Raw genomic sequence first — 24266 nt, 5'->3', positions numbered from 1 at the left:
AACATGATAAATTTCAATTTCACTATTTGCGTACTGCTCATGGCCCTGGGTGCCAGTGCCCAGCAAAATCCAGAAAATCAGTTCAAAAATACTTCCTGGGTCCAACAGGGCTACGGCAGATGCTTAAAGATTGAGGATTCTACTTATACTTACTACAATACGAATAACATGAACTGTAAAGCGCTTGCGGAAGGCAAGATGAGTGGAAGGTTTACAATTGTTTCATTGGATAAGAATGAACTTATCCTTAATCCAGGTGGAATTGTAAATTATATTTTTAAACGGGTTGATTCATTGCCTCCGATGTGTACTCACCCCGACAGTGCTGCAGCTTCTTATGAGGAAAACTTCAAAGTTTTCTGGGAGACCTTCAATGATAATTATGCATTTTTCAGGGAACGAAATATAAATTGGAAACAGGTTTATGAAGATTACCTGCCAAGGGTAAAAAAAATAAGTTCTGAAAAGGAATTAGCTGATATCTTAAGAGAAATCGTTAAAAAAATAGGCGATGGTCATATCAGATTGGAAGTTCCGGATGAACTGAAAACAAAAGTAGCTGTAGCAGCTCCTGTAATCAGGAGAAAAAAGGATGATATCGTTAAGGCGATACAAGAAAGATATTTAGTAGATAAACACACTTATAATAATGGGGTGATCAATTGGGGAAAGTTGAAAAGTACAAAGATTGGTTATCTGATGATTAAGGATATGAATAACTTTTCAGCTTATGTATCTCCAGCTGACAAGTATCAACCTGATTTTGCTAAGAAATATGATCAGGTTAAAGACTCCAGGTTACCTCTGATGCAATTTGAGGATGAAATTAACGGTGTAGACCAGATTATGAAAAAGATCCTGGCTGATATTGGGCAGTCTGATTCAATAGTTATTGATCTTCGTTTTAATGGTGGTGGACTGGAGACGGTGGCTTTGAGGCTTTTAAGTTATTTTGTTGGTGAAAGTAAGCATGTGCTTTCTGTGGAGGCCAGAACTGATCAAGGTAATACAGCAAAGCAAAAATACATTTTGCAGCCCGCAAATTCTGCTTACAAAGGTAAGGTCTGCATACTTTTAAGTGGTCAGACAGCGAGTGCGGCAGAAATTTTCGCCTTAGCAGCTCAGCACTACCCGAATATTAGAACAATGGGTACAAGAACTGCTGGTATCTTCTCAGAAATTTTATGGAAAGAGTTGCCTAATGGATGGGAGTTTAGTTTATCGAATGAAATTTATACCGATAGTAATGGAAAAACTTACGAGGGAACGGGTGTCCCGGTAATTAATGAGCTGAATTATTCAAGAAATCGACTGGATTTCTACAATAGTTTTTACAGTGGAGATGGTTTTACAGATAAGGCGATGGATCAGATAAGGCAGGTGGATTAGATAAGGCAAATTGATCACATAAGTTATAAGAAGATCTCTGAATAGTATTCAGAGATCTTCTTATAAGATTAATTAACTTCCATTAATTATCTGTCATTAATTTATTTAAAGAAAGTTCATCCGAAGAAATTGGCCAGATATATCCATTTTCGGCAGGACCTTTAGATGGTGCGCTTCCTTTAGCTGGAATAGTGAGCAATAATCTGGTCAGATCAGGACCTCTTAAGCCTTCACCTAAAAATTCTATTCTTCTTTCTAATATTAAAGCATCAGTAAATGCAGCAACAGATGCGGGAGCAATCACTGTGGTTGCATCTGAGCGCTGGCGTACCGCATTAATCAACAATAGTGCTTGTGGATCAATTGAATTTGAGCTGCGCACTCTTGCTTCTGCAAGATTTAGCAACACTTCAGACCACCTGATAACAGGCACCCAGTCTGTATAAGGACTTGGCGCTGTGAACTTAGCAATATATTTCTTACCATCAGCTTTGTTAAAGATTAAGTTCCTCCTCAGGTCAGTTGCTTTCCATCCTGTATTAGCCAGAATCCCTGTTGAATTCAAAGAATATTCTGTTGTGCCGGGTACACTTGCTGTCATATAAAAATAAGAGGCTAAAGAGTTTTGAGTACCAGGGTTATCCAGCGGAATTGCAGAAGAAGACATGGGTAATGAAAATACAGATTCAGCAGTTGTGTATGTTTTAAATACTGAAGCAAGATCAGCTTGCATTTCATTAGGGACACCACTTGTTGCTTTGAAAGGTGCAACTGCGGGAACTATTTTATTAGCTTCAGTAATTACTTCAGCGTATTTACCCATGCTCAGATATACGCGGGTTTTTAATGCGATGGCTGTATTACGATGTGCCCTTGTTACATTAGAAGTTGTGTTTGTTAAAGACAAATTTGTCTCTGCAAAATTTAAATCTGCAATAATCTGATCGTATAGCTGCGCTACGGTACTTCTGGCCAGATCGGAAGATCCTGGGGCTGTAATCCCTGTTAATCTAAGCGGTAATCCGGGTTTATTCCCATTCCCATCTAAGTAAGGTCTAGCAAAAACCTGTAGCAAGCTGTAATAAGATAAGGCCCTGATTAACCTGGCTTCAGCAATGTATTTGGCAGTCGAAGGAGCACCTACTACTGCTGTCCCCTTTTCGGTCATGCCGTCAATAAAGACATTACATCTGTTGATGGTCAGGTATCCTTGTGACCACAGTGTTTTTACGGAAGTTGCACTGTTCGCAACATTCATACTCCATACATCTGATGCGGTAACCAGGTTACTGGTTTCATTGATAAAGTCTTCTCCTCTTAAATTGCCGTAGACTACATACCTGCCACCATAGAAATTTCCATGTTTTAAAGATCCGTACAGAGACAAGGCCTGATTTTCGATACGCAGTGGTGTATCAAATGCATTATCACTAGCAACAGTAGTTTGAGATATTGGGTTAAGGAGTTCTTTTTTACAGGCACCTGATACTAGCATAAAGCTATATATTGCCGTTATAATTATATATTTTTTATTCATGATTTTCTATTTTGATCAATTAAAAGCTTACACTAAGTCCCATGGTATAGGTTCTTGAATTTGGACCGGAGTTTCTATCTGATCCTTGCCCACCCGGATTTAAACCATTCGAAGCAACTTCAGGATCAGGGCCTGGGTATTTTGTGATAATCGCAAGGTTCTGTCCGGCTACAAAAACCCGAAGGTTATTGAGCTTTGTTTTTTCTAAAATCGATTTAGGAAAAGTATAACCGAAAGACAGATTCTTTAATTTAACGAAATCAGCTTTAAACACATTGATGTCCAATGGAATAGTATTACCATAGGAAACATTATCGCCATAAACTGCTCTTGGAAAATCAGTTATATCTCCTTGTTTCTGCCAGCGGTTCAATACATCCACTGCGTTATTCCAGTAGCGCTGATCGTGCAAACCTGCGTTGGTTCCGTAAGAAACGTAAAAGCCCAGTTGATAGGTCAGCATCACGTTTAAATCAAATCCTTTGTAACGGAAAGTATTGTCAAATCCACCATAAACTTTTGGGGAAGAGTTTTTATACATTACTGCGTCAGCACTTTGTGTAATTGCTGGTGCTGTGGTTCCATTATCAAGGTATTTCCAATTGGATTGTCCGGTTGGTACAATGTGCTGATAAGTCACTTTCCTGCCGGCAGCATTTAAAAATATCCGGTTACCTGTGGCCTGATCTACACCTGCAGTTTTAACTACATAAAGATATCCAATGGAATAACCAGGTGCAGTTCTGTTTACGTTCTCTCCGGTTGAAGTACTTCCGGTAGCAAAGATGATTTCTTTCAGCCCCGGAGCAAGAGATGTGATCTCGTTTTTGTTGAATGAGATATTGAAATTACTTGTCCAGCTGAATGCTGCGGTCTGTACCGGGGTTGCATTTAGTGAAAATTCAAATCCTTTATTATACATGGTACCTGCGTTCAGTAAAATACTGGTCGGCACACCTGCAGATGGGGCTTGCGGAACATTAATAATGAGCCCGTCGATGTTGTTTTTATAATAAGCAACTTCGGCAGTTAACCTGTTCTTTAGAATTCCAAAATTGAAACCTATATCTGTTTTTTTACTGGTCTCCCACTTCAATTGGGTATTACCAGCAGCATTATAGATAGAAGTAGCAGCGCCACCATATAATCCCGAGGTGAAAGTTGTTAAGGTCGCATAATCGTCAATACCGCCAATATTACCAACTTTACCGTAACTACCTCTTAGTTTAAAACTACTGAAGATATTTTCTAAGCTGCTGTTTTTCCAGAACTCTTCTTTAGTGATTTCCCATCCTGCAGAAACTCCCCAGAAAGTTCCTTTCTTTTGCCCTAATGCCGAGTATTCATCTTGTCTTAAGTTACCGCTCAGGAAGTATTTTCCGTCAAAGTTATAGTTCAAACGTCCAAAATAAGACAACAGATAGTTTTCACCATAAATCATTGATGAAGCATTATTTAATGTAAAACCTGCTTGTACCACATTATAATCCGGGTCTGCTAATCCCTGACGGTCTATGCCATAACCAGTCACGGTATTTCTTTGCTGTTCCTGACCGAGTAACGCATTAAAGTTATGCTTGCCCGTAGTTAAATTTGCCTGTGCAGTATTAGTCCAGACCCAGTTTTTTCTTTTTCTGAAGATCCCAAAGGCCTGACCATTCAGCCCCTGCCCCGGTCCGTGTACCGGATTGTAAAAAATATCATTGTCAGAATTGATGTTATCAATCCCATAAACAGACCTCAGTGATAACCATTTAAAAGGATTGAGCTGTATATAGGCGTTAGATTGGATATGATCTGTTTCATTGTTTTCTCTGTTCTTAGAAAGTACTTGTGCAAAGTTATAGAACCCAACCTGGTTACCACTGACCACATTGTTCATCGGTCCTACAAATGTAGCTCCCAGATTAAAGCTCCCATCGTTATTGTAAGGGGAAACATTTGGTGCATTGACCAATGCTGTTCTTGCTACGCCAGAAGTGCCATAAGCATCACCATAGTTAGATCCTGAATTGATACCTGCAAGATTTCTCTCATTTGAATAAGCTAACTTACCTCCAATGGACAGGTAATCATTAATTTTACTATCTATATTAAACAGTGCATTTAATCTTTTAAAGCTATTCTTGATGTAAATACCTTGCTGATCGGAATAACCTGCGCCCATGTAATACTTTGTATTTTCAGTACCACCAGAGATATTCGCATTATGATTTTGAGAAAAACCTGTATGATAAGCATAATCATACCATCTGGTGTTAATTGGCTGCCCATCGGGACCATTAGTCAGCGCAAATTTCGGTAATCGCGAAACTCCGTTCACTATAATATTTACGCTGCCTGCCCGAATTGAATTCGCATTTGCTACAGCTTCATTTTTATAATCTGTATACTGAAATGCATCTAATAATTTTGGCAGACGGTAAGGGCTTGACCAGCCAACCCAATTGTCATAATTTATTCTGGGAACTCCTGTTTTACCTTTTTTTGTGGTCACAAATACAACTCCATTCGCTGCCCTGCTCCCATATATAGCAGTGGATGCTGCATCTTTTGCGATGTCAATACTCTCAATATCATTTGGATTGATGCTAGCCAAAGGATTAGTTGCCGCAGCGGTTAGCGAAGCTACATTTGAAGCATCTCCTGAGGTAGCTACGATACCGTCAATAACAAATAGTGGCTGAGAACTCAATGAGATTGAATTTGTTCCGCGAATTCGGAATACGGGTGGTGAATTCAGAACGCCGGAAGGAACAGTAATTTGTACACCGGAGGCGCGCCCTGCTAAACCAGCTTCCAGACTTTGAATTGGTTTTTGCGCAATCGCGGCTCCGGTTACAGAGGAACTGCTTCCAGTAATTTCCCCTCTTTTTTGTGTGCCGTAACCTACAACAACAACATCGCTAAGGGTTTGAGCACTGTTTTCCATCACAATGTTCCACACAGACGATTTGCCAATTATCCTCTCCTGGGTAATAAAGCCGAGAGAGGAAATTTCAAGGGTAGTTACTGTTGCGGGTACTTTGACAGAAAACTTTCCATCTGCTTTTGTTTGGGTTCCGCCCTTGGCGCCTTTAAAACGAATAGTTACGCCTGGCAGAGGTAGGTTATCCTCTTTTGCTGTAACCGTACCTGTAATGGTTCTTTCCTGAGCTATTGCAAAATTTGCACATAGCATCATCACGAAAAAGATCGTTAGAATTTTCTTCATAAAATTTAGTTTAGTTTTTAGTTAATTGTAGTTGCCTTAATATAACAATTTCGATACAATACAATAACCAGACTAATAAAATTTTAAAAATTACAATCACAAAATGACGTAAAAAAAACAATAATCTTAATCAAAAAACAGAAATAATACTACAAAAAACAACAATTAACCATTAAAAACAAAACATAAACCAACAAAACGGCTCAAAAACACTGTAAATAACCATTAAAATAAGAAAACAGGAGACAAATTAATGTTTGAGCGATATTTATATTGGAAAAAGAATTTTAAAATATAAAAAATCATTAAATATGAACACGAAATCATTAAAAACAAAAAAAAGTCCTTACCTACATGACGCAAATAAGGACTTTTTAACTGTTTTTTATATTAAAAGTGATAACTAATGGTACCTGTTGCTGTTCTTGGTCTCATTGGTTCAATTGTACTCCAACCTTTATAATATTCTTTATTGGTAAAATTATCCATTTTAAATGCAAAAGTAAAAGCCTTTACACCATAAGAAACTGAAGCGCTCAGTACTGTATAAGAAGGAAGTGTAAACACGCCAGTTGTTGCTCTGTTCAAGATCCGATTCTTTCCAGCATAATTTCCGCCAAAGCCAAAACCTAGTCCCTTTGCACTTCCATTCATAATTTTATAGCTAAACCAAGCATTTATAAGATCTTCCGGCCCTGCACTTTCTGGTCTTCTGCCTTCATAATCTGCACTTGCCCCTGTTAGTTTACTTGTATTTTTACTATAACCTGCGTTTATATTAAAACCAGGAAAGGGGTTAGCTTGTATTTCTACTTCAAACCCTTTACTGTAGTTTTTACCGCCTTGTGAAACATCATTCTGACCGCTATTCAAGATCACATTGGCTACACGAATATCATAATAGCTCAATGAAGCAGTCAGTTTACCTTCAAATAGATCTGTCTTTACTCCTGTTTCCCATTGATTGGCATGTTCTGGTTTGAAAGTTTTTGTAGAAGAGATCCCATCTATAGACACATTTGCTGGCGGAACATTGGTAAAACCGTTCATGTAATTTCCAAAAACAGAAAGTTTATCTTTTAATACCTGATATACTAATCCGAATTTAGGGGATAATGCTGTCTGTGAGTACCTGTCTGCAGCCGCAGCAGTTTGCCCTCCATTTTGAAATCTGTCTACGCGTAAACTGAACATTCCTGAAAGCGCTGGGGTGAAGTTCAGGACATCTGATACATAGGCGCTGTAAACTTGTTGATTGGTATTGCTGTTATTGTAACTGTTTGCTGCAGCTATCGCAGCATCTGCGTTTTGTTTGGTTAGTACTCCCGTGTCAGTTCCTCCTAACGTAACCAAACCTAAGCCTGCATAAGCTGAGCTATTGTCTATAAATGTCCTGTTGAAATAGTCGAGCCCGGCAACAATTCTATTGCGCATTCCACCAATTTGAAAGTCGCCTGTGAAGTTCTGTTGAATGTCAGTTGTTTCTGTAGTAGAATTCTGATCACTGATGTAACGGTCAAATTTAGAAGATCCGGCAACAGATTTCGAAGATTCATATAAATAAGAGTAGTAACCATCAGATTTCGCTGTACCTCTGGAAATTACAGTTTGAGAATTCCACTGATCTGATATTTTATAATTCATTTGCGCTTGCATACTGGCAACCGGAGTTTTAATGCTCAGGTTATTATTGGTAAATGATTTTTTAGGATCATAGTTTAAGCCTGCCAGTGTATTCACTTTAAGTGCGGTACCTCTGTCGAAAAACAGCATCGTAGGATTTGTACCTTCTGCGCTCAAAAATTGAGTATTCAATAAGAAAGATAATCTGTCATTTACTTTATAGGATAGAGATGGTGCGATAAATCTTGTTTTCTTAAATCCTGCATCCTGAAAACTGTTTTCATCGTGGTAAGCTGCATTCACCCTGAAAAGTACTTTATGGTCTTTGTCCAGTGCTGTATTGAAGTCGGCAGTTATTCTATTCAGGCCATAACTTCCTGCAGTATAACTGACATCTGTTGCAGTACCATCAAATGGTTGTTTGGTTACTGTATTAATTAATCCACCGTAAGAAATCAAACTGCTACCAAATAAAGTTCCTGATGGGCCTTTAAGCACTTCGATACGCTCTACATTAGAAACATCCAGACTTCCATTGGTTAAACCTGGCAGACCATTTACCAGTGTAGGCTGCACAGCAAATCCTCTGAGAGAAAAATAGCCTGCACCGTCTCCGCTACGTCCTGTAGAAGACCATAACTTATCAATTCCAGGAACGTTTTTCAAAGCATCATCATAGTTAGTGATTTGCTGCTCTGCCATCAGCTCTTTAGAAACGACAGAATAGACCTGCGGATTTTCGAGATTCTTCAAAGGCATTTTTGCAACAAAATTACTTTCCTTCACTGCGAATTTATTGGTTTTTCCACCGCTCACAATGACCTCTTTTAATTGCTGACTAGAGGCATTAAAGGTGAGGTTCACAATTATCGTTTCTCCTTTGTTTACAGTCACATTTTGAGCTACTGAGTTTAATCCTACCAGGCGTGCAGCTATAGTATAGGTGCCGGCTGGAATATTCTTCAATAGGTACTGACCTTCTTTATCAGTGGCAGTATTGGCAACGCCCTTAATTGCAACCATAGCCAGTTCTACTGGTACCCCGTCTGATGTTTTTATAATTCCTTTAATCCCTCCTGTTTGAGCGAAGGAAACTGAAGTAACCAGCAAAAGAAAAAATGCGGTTACAGCGACTTTTGTTGTTGAAAAAAGCATAAATATTGATGTGTGTTGTTTGAGGCTACAAACTTACAATATCAAGTGATCACTAAACAGTTATTATTTAGACTGATTTAAAACAAGACTTTAAAATGACAAATAAACTTTCAGGAAAAATAAAACGCCTGATTATTATAATGAGCGGAGTATGCTTCCTTCCTTTCCAACTTCAAGCAGATGTTGGGTTCCACATTTCAGTGCAAAGTTAGCACGTTGATGCCCTGAAGGAAAATTGAAACAAACCGGGTAATCATATTCCTTAACTTTCTCCATCACAATTTCTTCGGTTGTTTTACCAAATATTTCGCCTGGGTCATCTGGTTTTGCAGAAAATCCTCCAATGATCAATCCTGCAAGATGAGCTAGTTTTCCTGTTCGCTTCAGATTCCAGAACATCCTGTCAATGTTGTACAAATATTCACCTGTATCTTCCAGGAACAGGATTTTACCAGCAGTGTCCAGATCTGATTTTGTACCAGAATTACTGGCGATAATACTGAGATTACCTCCTACTAGCACTCCTTCTGCTTTACCTAACCGGTTTGATTGTGTTGTGGGAGCAGTATATTTAAAATCTTCGCCAGCTAATGCTTGTCTGATCGATAAGATTGTAGAAATCTGTATGGGTTCTGCTTTAGTCCAATCGTCGGGAAAGCTATTACACATTTTAGCATGCAGGGTTGCTATGCCAAAATTCTGATTAATATGGCAGTGTAAAACGGTGACATCGCTAAATCCAATTAACCATTTAGGGTGTTTGATAAATTCAGTAAAATCCAGCTGATCAATAATACGAACAATACCATAGCCACCCCTGGCGCACATAATTGCTTGGATAGCCGGATTATCTAATTGTTGTTGCAGGTCATCGAGTCTTTCTTTGTCTGTGCCTCCATAGGTGAAATCTTTTTTCCCTATGGTTGAGCCAATTGTAATTTTGTATCCCCAGCTTTCCATCAACTGAACAGCGGGCTGGATACCTGATAAGCTAATCGAACCAGCAGGACTAGTAATGGCTATAGTATCACCGGGTTTTAGATAAGGTGGGATTTTAATCTTGCTGATCTCTTCTTCTACTGGGAAATCAGCCCGGCTTTTTAAGCTTGGAAATACGATTGCTGAGGTAACCAGAGAGGAAATGAAATATTTTCGGTTCATCGGCTTTATTTGTAATGATTAGCTATTATTAACTGGCAATAAATCGCAAAACCAAAATCCACTATTACTTTTCGCGGGCTGGGTGGAACAAGAGTCAGCGGCTGTTTTAGGGGCTTGGTATTCTCTGTAAACCTTCTCCCCTATTTCAAAAGGTACAGGCTTATTGAAAATAGGGCCATCGAAACAAAAGGTGTGGAATTCGCCATTCTCTCCGCAAACGTCTACATTCGAAGGTAAATCTTTAATGAAGTCTGCATCAATAATTCTTCCTGCAAATTCCTGATCGAGTAAATCTGCTTTGACACAAACCAGGATAGTTTTAAAACCGAGGTCAATAAATTCAGTGAGTAATTCTTTGGTATCTTTTTTCCAAAGGGGGAAAACAGCTTTTATATTTAAGGTTGATAATTGGTTTTCTCTATATTTCCGTAAGTCTTCTAAAAAAATATCGCCAAAAGCAGCATGCGTAAATCCTTGTTGTTGTAAAGTGGAAACTTCCTTTTCCATTAGCATTTCATATTCCTGCATGGAGGGCTGTTCTGGCAATTCTATAGTACTGTATGGAAGGTTGAGTGCATCAATTTGCAGTTGATATAATTCCCTGCGTAAGCCATGCATGCTGACCCGGTTATGTTGTTGGTTCACTGAGGTAAGCAGATGTTCTATGCTGTAGTTTTTATCCTGCATCAAATAGTGCAAAGCAAGGGCAGAATCTTTGCCTGTACTCCAGTTAAAATATGTTTTTAGTTTACTCAATGGTGTGTTATTTATTTTTCAGTATAACAATTCGTATCAATATAAAAATAGCGATAATAATGCCTATAATTAATGGAACCAAGATTGGTTTAGCTCTGTATTTAAAATCTCTTTTAAGCTCACTGTTCCAAAATAATTCATACATAACCAGGGTCACAACACTGTTAGCTACATAGCCAAAGCCTATACCATCCAGTTTTATAATTCCCAGAACAAAAGGGAGTGACAAAGTATATAGAACACCAAATAAAGCAACCGGCCACATTCTTCTGCCGGTTGCTTTACAATTTACAGCCAGCATATATGCACCGAGAAGAACAGAAAATAAAATTGAAAAAGCATAAACAGCAGTTTTAGTATAACATTCTGGAGCCTCAAGGTATTCATCGATATTTTCAGTCCAGACTTCTTCTTTTCCTTGTAAGGTCTGTATTGTTCTCACATTAAGCTTTCCTGTTATATCGCTCGTTATTGTTTCAGGTAACTCAACATTTCTAAGCTGTAATTCGGCAAGCGCTAATTGTACGGCTTCATCCGTATGTTTATCAATATTATTGATATAAAACAATAATTCTTTATCAGTTTTCTTTGAAAGTATTTGTTTAAGGGCGCTCATTCAGACTGGAAGGTTATATTTATTCACGACAAAGGTCACCTGTTTAAGGCAACCTTCGTCGTAAATATAACATGAAATTAATTATTTATCCTTCTTCTTCGCTATTCTTCATTTTCATTAAAATCGCGTAAGCATTTTTGATTACAATTGATTTCACATCCAGTGGTGATTTAATCTCTACAAATCCATTGTTAATCACTCCGGTTTCTACCTTCCGCATTCTGAATTTATTTTCTCCTTCTGCAGAAAAAACATATTCTTTATTTTCCCACTTCACTACTGCGCTTTCAGGAACTGCAGTAACACTGTTATTGTTTAATTCAATAGTTGCATTCATAAAAGTACCGGGCAATAAATCTTTATCCGCATCTTTCAAATCACAATGTACACTGGTTGTGCGGTCTTCGCCTATGTTTGGTGTAATCAAATGGATTACAGCCAGGTATTTCTTCTCTGGATGTTTATTGGTTGTACAAATGATTCTTTGCCCTTCTTTTAATTTGGATGCATCGTTTTCAAAAACTGTCAGGTTCACATGTAAAGCACCCGGATTAATAAGTTCGAATAAAACATCTGAAGAAGTAACATACTTCCCGGTATTCACGTTTACTTTAGTGACATAGCCGCTTATAGGGGCATAGATATTAATCGCTCTTGAGATATTATTCTCGTTTAAGGCATTTGGGTTCAGACCGATTAACCTGATCTTTTCGGCTAGTGAACGCGCCAGGATTTTTTGACTGCTAAATTCACTTTCTGCTTGCTGGAAAAGCTTATCACTTGTTGCTTTTGTTGCATTTAAACCTTTTTGACGGATATAATCTGCTTCTGCAAATTTCAATTTACTCTTTGCCGTCAGGTAGTCTTGTTGTAATTGGATGTATTGCTGATCTTCTATAGTAGCTAATATACTTCCTTTAGCTACCCGCATTCCTGGGATCAGCCTCATCTTTTTAACATATCCGCCTAATGGGATACTGATTGATATCATATTTTCTGGTGGTACGTCAACCACACCATTCACTTTTAAGGCTGTGTGCATTTCCTTCTTTTCAAAAGGCCCGGTTTCCACTCCTGAGTTTTTGATCTGCTCTGGCAAAAGCTGAACCACTTCTTCATCAACCTTTGTTTGAGGTTTTTCTTCCTTTAAGGCAGCCTTTTCATCTTGTTGCTGATTGCTGCAGGATGCGCATAAAAAGAGCATAAGGGATGCGAATTGAATTACTTTTTTCATCTTTTTTATTGATGGTTTCATCTGTATATTTTGTTAAAACTTAGTTAATGGCACTTATTTTTTCTATTTCAAAAGCCGCTTCATTCAATTGTTGAACGGTATTGAAATATTCACTACGGATCTGAATAGATTGATTGATCAGGATCACCCAATCCAGATAACCGATTTCTCCTGCATTTAATTTATCGGTAGTAATGGTAATTATCCTGGATGCATTCGGGAGAATTGAGTTTTGATAAGAAGTCACCAGCCTGCTTTGCTGTGCGTAGATTTTCAAGGCATCTCCCATCCTGTTAGTCAACTCCTGTTCAATCACAGAAAACTCCTGTTCACGCTGCCTGATTAATACATTCGAGGCTTTGATCCTTGAACGCTGTGCACCAAAGAACAGCGGTATTCCAACACCGACATTTACAGAAGAGAAACGTTTACTTTTATCAAAGTATAAATCAGTGCCCGAAGCTGTAGTCTGCAAGCCTACAATACTGGCGTTACTGTAACCAAGATTTAAGGAAGGCATGAGCTTACTTTTTTCTAATTTGTACTGCTGTTGAGAGAGCAGGATTTGTTGTTGTTGCAATTTTAACGAAGGGTTATCTGCTATTTTATCTGCTGGTGGCAAAGAAGAAAGTTTGTATAACACGCTATCGGTTTCTGGAACCATTTTCTGCTGGCTATTTAACAAAAGGTTAAAGCGATTCAATAACACTTCATAGTCTGTTTTTAGAATTTCCAGCTGGTTAGAGATCTGTGAACGCTGATTTCTGGCAGTGACGAGTTCTAGTGCGTCTACATCTCCTGAATTAAAACGTTGTTCAGCTTTCTTCAGAAAGTTACCATAAATGCTGTCAGCTTGTAGCAATAGCCTGCGTTTATTTTCCAAAACCAGCAATCCGTAATAGGTAGACTTAACGCTTGTTTTGAGCCCTAGCTGCTGTTGTAGCTGTCCAGTTTCACTAATCAGGATATTTGTTTTATAAATAGCCGACTGCCTGGTGTATACAGTAGGGAAATCGATGCTTTGCGAGATCGAAAACCTGTTATCATTGTTTAAACTGTTATACTGACCAAATTCAAATCCTGCAGTTGCCTTTTGAACATCAAAGCTGCTTGTTTTCAATTCCCGGTGATAATTGGTTTCCAGTGCGGAAACACGCAAAGCATTGTTATTTTTTAATGCGCTGTCTATCGCCGCTGGCAAATGTATTTTTTCCTGAGCGATTGCATGAAAGCTGATTGAGAATAAAATAATCAGGACAGCTATCGCTTTCTGTGGCCTGAAATATTTGAATCCTTTTTCAAAAAGTATATAAAGCATAGGTAAAACGAATAGGGTAAGTAAGGTCGAGACAATTAAACCACCGATAACAACTGTAGCCAGTGGTTTCTGTACAGCACCACCAGCACCAGTACTGATAGCCATCGGAATAAATCCAAGAGAAGGGACCAGAGCAGTCATCAGGACAGCTCTGAGCTTGGATTTGGTAGCATGTATCACAATACGTTTAACATCTGTCCAGCCTTCTTTTTTCAAACGGTTAAATTCAGTTACTAAAAGGATTCCATTTAAAACAGCAACTCCGAATAAAGCGATAAAACCCACTCCGGCAGAAATACTAAAAGGAAGATCTCTCATCCACAGTGCCAGAACCCCACCAATTGCTGACAATGGGATTGCAGTATAAATAAGCAATCCTTGTTTTACTGAACTAAAAGCGAAGTACAGCAGCAAAAAGATAAGTAAAAGTGCAATAGGTACCACAATACTTAACCTTGCTTTGGCGGCGGTCATATTTTCAAAAGACCCTCCGTATTGTATGGTATAGCCCTTATTCAGGCGGAGTTCTTTTCCAACTTTCTGCTGTAATTCTTCGACGATGGATTGTACATCCCTGTCTTTGATATTAAAACCAATAATAATCCTGCGTTTGGTGTCTTCCCGCTGAATCTGGTTCACTCCTTCTACTTCTTCTACCGATGCGACCAGTGATAATGGAATCTGACCACCGGTTTTTGCCGGAACTATCAGGTTACGGATGTCAGCAATGTTCTTGCGTGCCCCACCGTCTAATCTGACCACCATGTCAAATCGCTTTTCTCCTTCATACACCTGTCCTGCTACCTGCCCGGCAAAAGCTGTATTCACGACACGATTTACATCACTCACATTCAAGCCATATTTAGCCATGCCTTCTCTGTTGTATTTAACCACAACCTGTGGCATCCCATTTACTTTTTCTTCATAAATATTAATAGCTCCTTTGACAGTCTGAATGATTCCGGTTAGGCGATGTGCGTAATTCGCCAGAGAATCCAGATCTTCTCCAAAAATCTTACAGACCACATCTTGCCTTGCTCCTGTCATCAATTCATTAAAACGCATCTGAACAGGGAATTGGAATCCAACTGTAATACCTGGAACAACTTCAAGTGCCCTGGTCATTTTCGCACTTAATTCCGGAAATGATTTAGCTGAAGTCCACTCCTTTTTATCTTTAAGAATAACCATCATATCACCTGCTTCAAAAGGCATCGGATCTGTAGGGATTTCGCCACTTCCAATCTTGGTGACGATTTTCTGGACTTCAGGAAATTCTTTCAGGAGAATTTTAGAAGCCTTCTGCGTTGTTTCAATCGTGTTGTTTAAGTTACTACCCGTCAATAGCCTGGTTTCAACGGCAAAATCACCTTCTTCCAGCTGGGGAATAAATTCTCCGCCCAAACGGGTAAGTATAAATACTGCGAGCACAAATAGTGAAAGGGTAACCAGAATGATAGTTTTAGGAAAATGTAATACTTTACTGAGTATGGGCTGATATCTTCTTTCCAACCATGCCATCAACCTGTCAGTCATATTTTTTTCATGCTTCAAATTTTTACTGAGGCATAGGGCCGACATCATGGGAACGTAGGTAATGGATAATATAAATGCACCAAGAATAGCAAATGCAATTGTAAATGCCATCGGTTTAAACATCTTTCCTTCAATGCCTTCGAGAGAGAGGATTGGTAAATAAACGATCAGAATAATGATCTGGCTGAAAACGGCCGATTTAATCATGGAGCCAGTAGATTTACCTACTTCTTTATCCATCTCATCCTGATTGATATGTCCTGCTTTTCTGAATTGTTTGGAATGCGAAAAACGGTGTAATATTGCTTCTACAACGATAACAGACCCATCGACAATCAGTCCGAAATCTATGGCTCCCAATGACATCAGATTGCCGCCAACGCCAAATTTATTCATGAGAATAATTGCAAATAACATCGAAAGCGGAATAACTGACGATACAATAAGCCCTGCTCTGAGGTTACCTAAAAAGAATACGAGAACAAAAATAACAATCAATGCACCTTCTAATAAGTTGGTTTCTACAGTATGAATAGCGTTATCCACCATTTTAGTCCGATCCAGAAAAGGTTCAATAACTACTCCTTTTGGCAGCATTTTCTGTATTTCAGCAATCTTATCTTTAACTCTTTTAACGACTACTGAAGAATTTTCTCCTTTCAGCATCATGACCACGGCACCGGCAACCTCTCCCTGATCATTATAGGTCATTGCGCCGTACCTGATTGCAGCTCCGTACTGAACAGTCGCAACATCTTTCATCAGTAAAGGGGTACCATTCTCTAATGTTTTGACAACGATCTGCTGAATATCCTGCGTTGTAGCGGTTAATCCTTCACTTCTGATGTATAACACGGTAGGACCTTTTTCAATATAAGCGCCACCGGTATTTTCATTGTTTCTTTCCAGCGCTTCAAATACATCAGCAATGGTAAGATTATGGGCTTTTAATTGTTCCTGACGCACAGCAATTTCATATTGTTTGAGTTTACCACCGAAACTGGACACTTCCGCGATACCGGGGGTTCCTAAAAGCTGGCGGCGTACAATCCAGTCTTGAATGGTCCGGAGTTCTGTAGCATCGTACTGCGCTTCATACCCTTTGAGTGGTCTGACCACATATTGATAAATTTCGCCCAGTCCGGTTGAAACAGGAGCCATTTGAGGAGATCCTGCACCGGCAGGAATCTCTTGTTGAACTTGTTGTAATTTCTCACTGATCTGTTGCCTTGCCCAGTAAACATCGGTCTCTTCATCGAATACAATAGTAACCAGGGAAAGTCCAAAACGAGAAAAACTTCTGATTTGTTTAAGACCAGAGATACTGCTGCAGGCTTGTTCAATAGGAAATGTAATTAATCTTTCGATATCTGGTGCACCAAGAGAGGGTGATACAGTAATCACCTGGACCTGGTTGTCTGTAATATCGGGAAGTGCATCTATAGGTAATTTGGTGACCTCATAAGTACCCCAGCCAATTAGCGCGAGTACAAAAAGACCAATGATCAGCTTATTCTTTATAGAAAAGCTAATAATCAGGTTAAGCATAATTTCTAATTATTTTAAAAAACAGGAATACGTCAGTGCTATAGAGACATTTTTTCTATGGCACACTAATTAAAGCCGGTTAAATGGCTTCTGCGGAATTTTAAAAGAAGAATTTATACTCTGGGTGGCCTGAATAAATTGTCGAGTGCAGGATTGCACAGCCAGTGTTGCCCGGGTTTAACAGGGGCTTCTACCAAAAAGATATAGTGTTGTTTAAATTGAATAGTTTTTGAAAAAGAAATAGCTTGAGAAATATGTCCCTGGCTACTGATCTTTTTAAATGGCAGTTTCATGTCCTCTTCATCATCATTATCGTTTAAATCTTCCCCAAAATAATGCATGGATAAGAAATCGATAATCCCAACCTGACTGTTTTGTTGGTGGTGCTGTTGAAAATGTGAGACAAGATGAGGCAGTTTGAATACTTCGGAGAAAGAGGTATTCAGAAAAAGAATTGGAAATAGTACGTATAAACATGCCTTTTTCACGCTGTAAATATAGACAAATCATCATCATTCAATATAACGTGAAATTTATTTGCAAACTTGAATAACGTTAACTAGCATTGTATTAAATTATTTTCGCTCACCTCTCAATCTTAAATAGCCATGAAAATGGATTTCACTACTGCTACTTTTAAAAATTTCGAGAACATTGAAGGCCATGATATGTATGATAGAGCAGCTGTTTTCGGCGATTTCCTTCAATACATGAAAGACAATGGCCATATGAATTACCGTCTTCAGAATTTCTCAGGCTGCGGTCCGGAAATGCGTGTAAAAACTTCAATACATGAGGATGGTTTTGATTATGTGAGCTTTGTCTCTAATGATTACCTGGGTTTTACGCAGCATCCAAAAGTAAAAGCGGCTGCTATTCAGGGAATATCAGACTTCGGTACTGGTGCAGGAGCATCACCGTTAATTGGTGGACATTTTTCTTATCATGAGATTTTAGAAGAGAAAATTGCTGCTTTCTTTAAGCGGAGCAAAGATTCATCAGTAATCTATACCACCGGTTATACGGCTAATAGTGCTACTTTAATGAGCCTGTTACAGAAAGAAGATTTGGCAATAGTGGATATGGCTGTGCATTCCAGTATCTATGAGGGTTGCATATTAACGAATACAAAAACATTTCTTCATAACCATATGGAGTCTCTGGAACGAATTTTAAAAGCTGCCAGATCTCAGTACAGAACTAAATTGGTAATTGTTGATGGTGTTTATTCTCAGGATGGCGATCTTGCACCTTTAAGGGAAATTATCGGATTGGCCAGGCAGTATGGTGCTTATGTAATGGTAGACGATGCCCATGGGATCGGAGTGCTGGGTGCGACCGGAAGGGGGGCCCTGGAGCAACATGATTTATTACAGGAGGTCGATATTATTTCCGGAACTTTCAGCAAGACATTCGCAAATATCGGCGGTTATGTGATTGCAAATCCTGACCTGATCAATTTTCTTAAATTTCAGTCCAGGCAGCAGATTTTCTCAGCCACGAGCACACCTGCAGCAGCAGGTATCATTAAAGCGATTGAATTAATTGATGAAGAACCGCATTGGCAATTAAAGCTCTGGGAAAATATCAATTATTTCAAGAAAGGGCTTCAGGATATAGGAATAGATACGGGGACAACTGCATCTGCTATAGTCCCTGTTAAAATCGGTGATCCTCATAAAACCGGTGATGCTGGCAAGTTATTACTGAAGGCTGGTATCTATACAAATCCAATATTGTATCCTGCTGTAGCAAAAAAAGATGCCCGGATACGGATGAGTTTAATGGCAACCCATACGAGGGAACAATTAGATAAAGCCCTGAATGCGTTTGAATTTGTAAATCAAAAACTTGATATTGTAGGACAAAGCGTATAAGATGGTCAGAAAAGTTACCGAAGGACCGATAAGAAATAAAGAAAAAACCAGACTGAAATTACTGAATGCCGTTGGTGAAATTATAAAGACTGAAGGTTATAAGGGTTTGGGGGTGAATAATATTGCCGCTAAAGCCAAAGCTGACAAGAAACTTATCTATCTGTATTTCGAGAATGTTGACAAGCTTGTAGAAACCTATGTACGGCAGAAAGATTATTGGAGTGCTTTTTCGGAAGGTATACAAGGGTTAATTGAAGCCAATCAAGGCAATTTTGGTCAGGAGCTTGCCAGTCAGATCTTAGTTGACCAGTTTAACTTTTTCCTTGATGCTGAAGAAATGCAGAAAGTTATTCTTTGGGAAATCAGTGAGAAGAACGCACTGATGCGGGAAATAGCTGATGCCAGAGAGATTTTAGGCAACGAACTTTTTAAACTTACCGATCCGCATTTCGGAGGGACCGATGTAGATATAAGAGCTATCCAGGCCCTTTTAATTGGGGGGATTTATTACCTGGTTTTACACGCAAAGTCAAATGGCAGTACATTTTGCGGCCTGGACATTAATGAACTGCCCGATCAAAAAAGAATTATCAAAAGCCTTCACCAGCTTGTTGAATGGAGCTATACCAAGGCTAAAAAATAGGCTATAAAATCTCCCCCGCTCCATTCTTCAGTAAATTTCCTTTTCCATTTAACATCAGCATCTTTCATAGGCTATTCTCACCGCTGTTGATAGATTCTTACTCCTATTTGCTCTATTCTGAATTATTTTGATTTTCGTGCAAATAAATTTAAGAATTTAGCATTCGATAAGTATCAGTATAAGCAAGTTGCACTATTCACTAATAGGTGAAATATTCTTTGGAATATCAAGAAATAGTATTTAATCTTGCATTTAATGATTAACAAATAACTTTTAAGAATATAAATAGCAAATAAAGAGAAATGTAAACCAGAAAAAAATCTAAAACTACCTACCTATTTAAACAATTAAATTTAACAATTATGCATATCATTGATCTCCAGAATAAGGAACTGCGACATGACTACGTCGCCTCCATTTCCACATCAGTAGCCGAAAATTTACACAAAGACAAATTTGGATGTATTGTTAAAAATACTTCTGCCAATCCCCTTGATCTTTTTAAATCAATTTGCAATGAAGTCGGTTCACCAATTACAGAGCAATATTTTGAGGTATCCAGTGAGGAGGATTATTTTCATGATGTTATAGCACATTTATGTCTGAATTCAGCGTATAAGGATAATAAGCCAGCAATTTTATGCAATGTCGATAATATTCTGGCCAAATTAACCGAAATTGATATAGACATTTTAAGTACACCAATATTCGAATTCAGCTCCGGTAAAGCTGCGGTGTTAACTAAAAAAGACAACGAGTATCAGCTGCGCTATAATGGGGAAACGATTAATACAACAACCTTATTACATATTGCTAAAGATGTGCTCAAAAAGCTTGAAGATATAATTAATGAAATCGGAGAGCAGTATTATCTGAATGAAGGAGACTTTTTAGTCCTCAATAATCACAGAATTATACACAGCAGAACCAATTTTTCAAACGATAATGGCCGCCAATTTAAAAGTGTCAGATTGTATTATAAATAAGGGTTTGACAAAAGGGATCCAAACAAACTGATCAGATATATTTTTTAACTTTATATTACATAAATAATAAGGAAATGGATGAACAAGAAGTTTGCAGCCATATTACTGCGGTTAAAGACGTCAAATTAAGTAAAGATTATGTTTGTGAAGAGTGTATCAAGCATCATACTGAGTGGATGCATTTACGTGTCTGTCAAACTTGCGGGCAAACGCTTTGCTGTGATGATTCCCCACAAAAACATATGACCAAACATTATCATGAAAGTAAACATCCGGTAATTTCATCTGCTGAACCTGGAGAACGCTGGTTGTGGTGTTATCCAGACGAGGTATTTGTAGAATATTAATGACCTGCAGAATGGTCATTATTGTCCGTTCTGCTTCCCCACTTTTATTTCGTTTACGTCCTCAGCCAATTCTCCCGAACTTATGGGGTTCAGAGGTTATCACTCTCTTATTTCTTCCTGAAAAATAATCGCCGCATTTTGAATCGGCTTTTTTTGGCATCATGATTTTGTCTTCTGGTTTATATAAAGATAAAATCACGCAGTATCAGCAGGATTTATTATCTTATTTCCATTATATATTAACCTAACAATTAACCTAAATCATTAAGAAATGAAGAAAATTATACCCTTATTCCTGGTGACTGTCTTATTTTTTTCCATGCAGGTAATGGGGCAGGAAAAAATAGTGTCAGGAAAAGTAACTTCAGCAGAAGATGGATTACCACTGCCTGGCGTGACCGTCAAAATTAAAGGAACGACTTTGGGCGTGATGACAAACACAGACGGAAATTATTCAATTAAGGCAACGCCAGGACAAATTCTGGTATTCTCCTTTATTAGTTCAATAAGCCAGGAACAAGTTGTTGGAGCGACAGCCAGGATCAACATTATACTGAAGCAAGATTCCAAAGGCTTGATTGAAGTTGCTGTAACCGCTTTCGGTGTGAAGCAACAGGTACGCGGACTAGGTTATGCCACACAAAATGTAAAGGCAAAAGAGATCGTAGAATCTAATCAGCCTAATATTGTGAATGCATTGCAGGGAAAGGTGGCTGGGGTACAAATCAACAATTCAAGTGGTGCTCCAGGTTCTTCGGCGAGCATTAATATTCGTGGTGGGTCTTCGTTAAGTGGGAATAACCAGCCGCTTTTTGTAGTAGATGGTATCCCAATTGACAATAGTACACCTGTTTCTCAGGGTGGATTAGTTGCAAGTGCGGCCCCGGCCTCAAACCGGGCTATTGACATCAATCCCGAGGACATAGAAAGCATCACCGTATTAAAAGGACCTGCTGCTGCTGGATTATATGGTTTACGTGCGGCTTCGGGTGCAATTGTAATTACCACTAAAAAAGGGGCTTTGGGTGCCGGTAAAATTACGTATTCAAATAATTTCTCTTTTGACCGGGTCAATAAGCTGCCAGAACTTCAATCTACTTACAAACAAGGGGAACAGGGTGTTTCTAATGCAGTAGCGACTGGTTCATGGGGTTCACTGTTAAATCCGGGGGAACCTGTATATAATAATCTTGATGATTTCTTTAAAACCGGATTTTCACAAACACATGATGTTTCAGCAAGTGGCGGCAATGAAAAAACTACTTTTTTTGCTTCTGCGGGTTTATTGGATCAGAAAGGAATTGTAGAAAACACCAGTTATAAGCGTAAATCATTCCGGTTAAGCGGAGACAGCAAAATTTCGGATAAGCTAAAAGTTGGCGGAACGCTGAATTATGTAGAATCTGACCGTAAATATGTTTTGCAGGGCAGTGGCAGCGGTGTAATGGGTGCAGCCCTATGGCCAACAAGTGATAACATGCGTATTTATTTAAATCCAGATGGCAGCCAGCGTACACTTACTGGTCTGGATAATCCGTATTGGAGCCGCAATTATAAGCCCATTACCGACAAGGTGAACAGGATAATCGCCAATGGAAACATCGTATATGATCCTTTTTCTTTCCTGAATGTAACTTACCGTTTAGGAACGGATTTCTACAATGAAAAGTTTAAGAGTATCAGGGGCTCCGGAACAACAGTTGTTGGTGAAGAAAAAGGAGCTATTTCTGAAGTTGCTTCTACCAATCAGATCACGACTTCTACCTTGCTGGTTACTGGAAAAAAAACTTTTTGGAATGATTTTAACACCAGCCTTACGCTTGGCCACAATCTTGAATCAACGGCATACGAAGGGGTAACGACAACGGGTCTGGGCTTCATTGACCCTACATTCACTTCGCTGAATAATACTTTACCAAATACCAGGACAAGTATTAATAATGTTACCAGAAGAAGGATAATGGGCGTTTTTGCAGATTTGAACCTGGATTATAAAAATCTGGTTTATCTGAATTTACGCGGGCGTAATGATTGGTCATCTACGGTTAGAAAAGATGCACGCTCCTTCTTTTATCCTGCAGTAAGTACTTCTGTTGTATTTTCTGAAGTATTAAAGGAAATGGGTCTTAAATCGGATGATAAGGTCTTTTCGTTTGGAAAGTTCAGAGCTTCGTGGGCAAGGGTTGGTAAGGATGCCCCCCCATATGTATTGGCTACCACATTAGGTACTACCACTAATAGCTCTACGATTAATCCAAGGGGATTCATTATAAATTCAGGTGGCTATTATGGAAATCCGCTGCTTCAACCTGAATTCACGAATTCGTTTGAAATTGGAGCAGACATCAGGTTTTTCAAAAGCAGATTGGGTTTGGATGTTACTTACTATAATTCTACTTCAGATAATCAGATTCTTGGTACGCGTACAACTCCTTCGTCTGGTGCATTTCTGGCCTATCTGAATGGAGGTTCTATCAATAGCCGGGGTGTTGAGGCTATATTAAATATCCAGCCTATTGTCCATCAAAATTTCAGATGGTCTGTAGATCTGAACTTTGCAAAGAATAAATCAACAGTAAAATCATTACCAGGAGAATTAGACAGAATAGAATTATCAGATGCGTGGGTAGCTGCCGGGGGCACTAATGTAGCACAGGCCGCCGCGTTTCTAGATGGTTCTTTATTTGGGATCAATGGTACGACCTGGAAAACCAATAGTGATGGGAAACTGCTGTTAGATAACAATGGAGCTCCGCAGGTAGCGCCTGCGCTGAGCCTGATTGGTGATAGAAATCCAGATTTCACAGTTGGAATTACCAATACTTTCACTTATAAAAGCCTGTCTTTGTCGTTTATGATTGATATCAGACGTGGTGGTGATATTTTCAATAACACAGAAAATGCCATGGTTTACTCGGGTACCAGTAAAAAAACACTGGACAGAACCACTAAAGTTTTTGATGGGATTATAGAGTCTACAGGATTAGCCAATACTAAGAGTATCAAACTAGATCAGAATTATTATCAAACGTTATATGCCAAACAAGGATACGATTTTGTGGAAGATGGTAGCTGGTACCGCCTGCGCTATGCTACTGTAAGTTATAGTTTTCCGAAAACAAGGATTAAGGGTGTTGGACTATCTAATTTACAGATTTCATTAACTGGCCGGAATCTGATCCTGATCACTAAATATTCTGGTGTGGATCCCGAAGTGTCTGGCAGTGGTGCCGGAGTGAATGGCTCTGGGTCATTTGGCTTTGACAACCTGGGTATCCCGGCAACCAGAGGATTTGATTTGGGTTTAAGATTATCATTTTAATATT

The 24266-nt window shown here is 38.8% G+C and carries 15 protein-coding genes; 6 read left to right on the top strand and 9 right to left on the bottom strand.

Annotation, left to right across the window (positions count from 1 at the left end; all coding sequences use genetic code 11):
• The first annotated feature begins 3 nt into the window (after positions 1 to 3).
• Complete coding sequence (locus tag AY601_RS02110; protein ID WP_084359029.1) at positions 4 to 1389, top strand: S41 family peptidase; 1386 nt, start codon at positions 4 to 6, stop codon at positions 1387 to 1389.
• An 82-nt stretch (positions 1390 to 1471) separates the two neighbouring features.
• On the opposite strand, the gene AY601_RS02105 is transcribed toward AY601_RS02110, so the two are convergent.
• From AY601_RS02105 to AY601_RS02065, 9 genes are all read right to left on the bottom strand, one after another.
• On the bottom strand, positions 1472 to 2884 hold the full coding sequence (locus AY601_RS02105) for a RagB/SusD family nutrient uptake outer membrane protein (RefSeq protein WP_232324681.1): 1413 nt from the start codon (positions 2882 to 2884) through the stop codon (positions 1472 to 1474).
• A 61-nt stretch (positions 2885 to 2945) separates the two neighbouring features.
• Positions 2946 to 6140: a SusC/RagA family TonB-linked outer membrane protein gene (locus tag AY601_RS02100; protein WP_068395724.1), complete on the bottom strand. Its 3195-nt coding sequence runs from the start codon at positions 6138 to 6140 to the stop codon at positions 2946 to 2948.
• Between the two features lie 390 nt (positions 6141 to 6530).
• A complete protein-coding gene (locus AY601_RS02095; RefSeq protein WP_068395721.1) occupies positions 6531 to 8918 on the bottom strand; it encodes a TonB-dependent receptor in 2388 nt (795 codons plus the stop codon).
• Between the two features lie 135 nt (positions 8919 to 9053).
• Positions 9054 to 10079 (bottom strand): S66 peptidase family protein, encoded by a 1026-nt coding sequence (locus AY601_RS02090; protein WP_068395716.1) that lies wholly within the window; start codon positions 10077 to 10079, stop codon positions 9054 to 9056.
• An 18-nt stretch (positions 10080 to 10097) separates the two neighbouring features.
• On the bottom strand, positions 10098 to 10835 hold the full coding sequence (locus AY601_RS02085; protein WP_068395715.1) for an ATP-binding protein: 738 nt from the start codon (positions 10833 to 10835) through the stop codon (positions 10098 to 10100).
• 7 nt (positions 10836 to 10842) lie between these two features.
• Positions 10843 to 11403 (bottom strand): hypothetical protein, encoded by a 561-nt coding sequence (locus AY601_RS02080; RefSeq protein ID WP_157287642.1) that lies wholly within the window; start codon positions 11401 to 11403, stop codon positions 10843 to 10845.
• 133 nt (positions 11404 to 11536) lie between these two features.
• Positions 11537 to 12706 (bottom strand): efflux RND transporter periplasmic adaptor subunit, encoded by a 1170-nt coding sequence (locus AY601_RS02075; RefSeq protein ID WP_084359027.1) that lies wholly within the window; start codon positions 12704 to 12706, stop codon positions 11537 to 11539.
• 19 nt (positions 12707 to 12725) lie between these two features.
• The gene (locus tag AY601_RS02070; RefSeq protein ID WP_068395706.1) at positions 12726 to 17087 is read right to left on the bottom strand and encodes a CusA/CzcA family heavy metal efflux RND transporter; all 4362 of its coding nucleotides are present in this window, start codon (positions 17085 to 17087) and stop codon (positions 12726 to 12728) included.
• Between the two features lie 113 nt (positions 17088 to 17200).
• Positions 17201 to 17575, bottom strand: coding sequence for a hypothetical protein (locus AY601_RS02065; RefSeq protein WP_068395704.1), 375 nt, complete (start codon positions 17573 to 17575; stop codon positions 17201 to 17203).
• Between the two features lie 126 nt (positions 17576 to 17701).
• Between AY601_RS02065 and AY601_RS02060 the strand changes: the two genes are divergently transcribed.
• From AY601_RS02060 to AY601_RS02040, 5 genes are all read left to right on the top strand, one after another.
• The gene (locus tag AY601_RS02060) at positions 17702 to 18964 is read left to right on the top strand and encodes an aminotransferase class I/II-fold pyridoxal phosphate-dependent enzyme (RefSeq protein WP_232324680.1); all 1263 of its coding nucleotides are present in this window, start codon (positions 17702 to 17704) and stop codon (positions 18962 to 18964) included.
• 1 nt (position 18965) lies between these two features.
• Positions 18966 to 19607, top strand: coding sequence for a TetR/AcrR family transcriptional regulator (locus AY601_RS02055; RefSeq protein WP_068395699.1), 642 nt, complete (start codon positions 18966 to 18968; stop codon positions 19605 to 19607).
• A gap of 362 nt (positions 19608 to 19969) precedes the next feature.
• Positions 19970 to 20593, top strand: a complete 624-nt coding sequence (locus tag AY601_RS02050; RefSeq protein WP_068395698.1) for a TauD/TfdA family dioxygenase — start codon at positions 19970 to 19972, stop codon at positions 20591 to 20593.
• A 74-nt stretch (positions 20594 to 20667) separates the two neighbouring features.
• Positions 20668 to 20940 carry a UBP-type zinc finger domain-containing protein gene (locus AY601_RS02045; protein ID WP_068395693.1) on the top strand — a complete coding sequence of 91 codons (273 nt, stop codon included), beginning with the start codon at positions 20668 to 20670 and terminating at the stop codon, positions 20938 to 20940.
• Between the two features lie 271 nt (positions 20941 to 21211).
• Positions 21212 to 24262 carry a SusC/RagA family TonB-linked outer membrane protein gene (locus AY601_RS02040; RefSeq protein WP_068395690.1) on the top strand — a complete coding sequence of 1017 codons (3051 nt, stop codon included), beginning with the start codon at positions 21212 to 21214 and terminating at the stop codon, positions 24260 to 24262.
• The last annotated feature ends 4 nt before the right edge of the window (positions 24263 to 24266 follow it).

Source organism: Pedobacter cryoconitis, from assembly GCF_001590605.1.
Taxonomy (GTDB): Bacteria; Bacteroidota; Bacteroidia; order Sphingobacteriales; family Sphingobacteriaceae; genus Pedobacter; species Pedobacter cryoconitis_A.
Note: the sequence above shows the minus strand (reverse complement) of the source record. Positions and strands in the feature narration are given on the sequence as shown.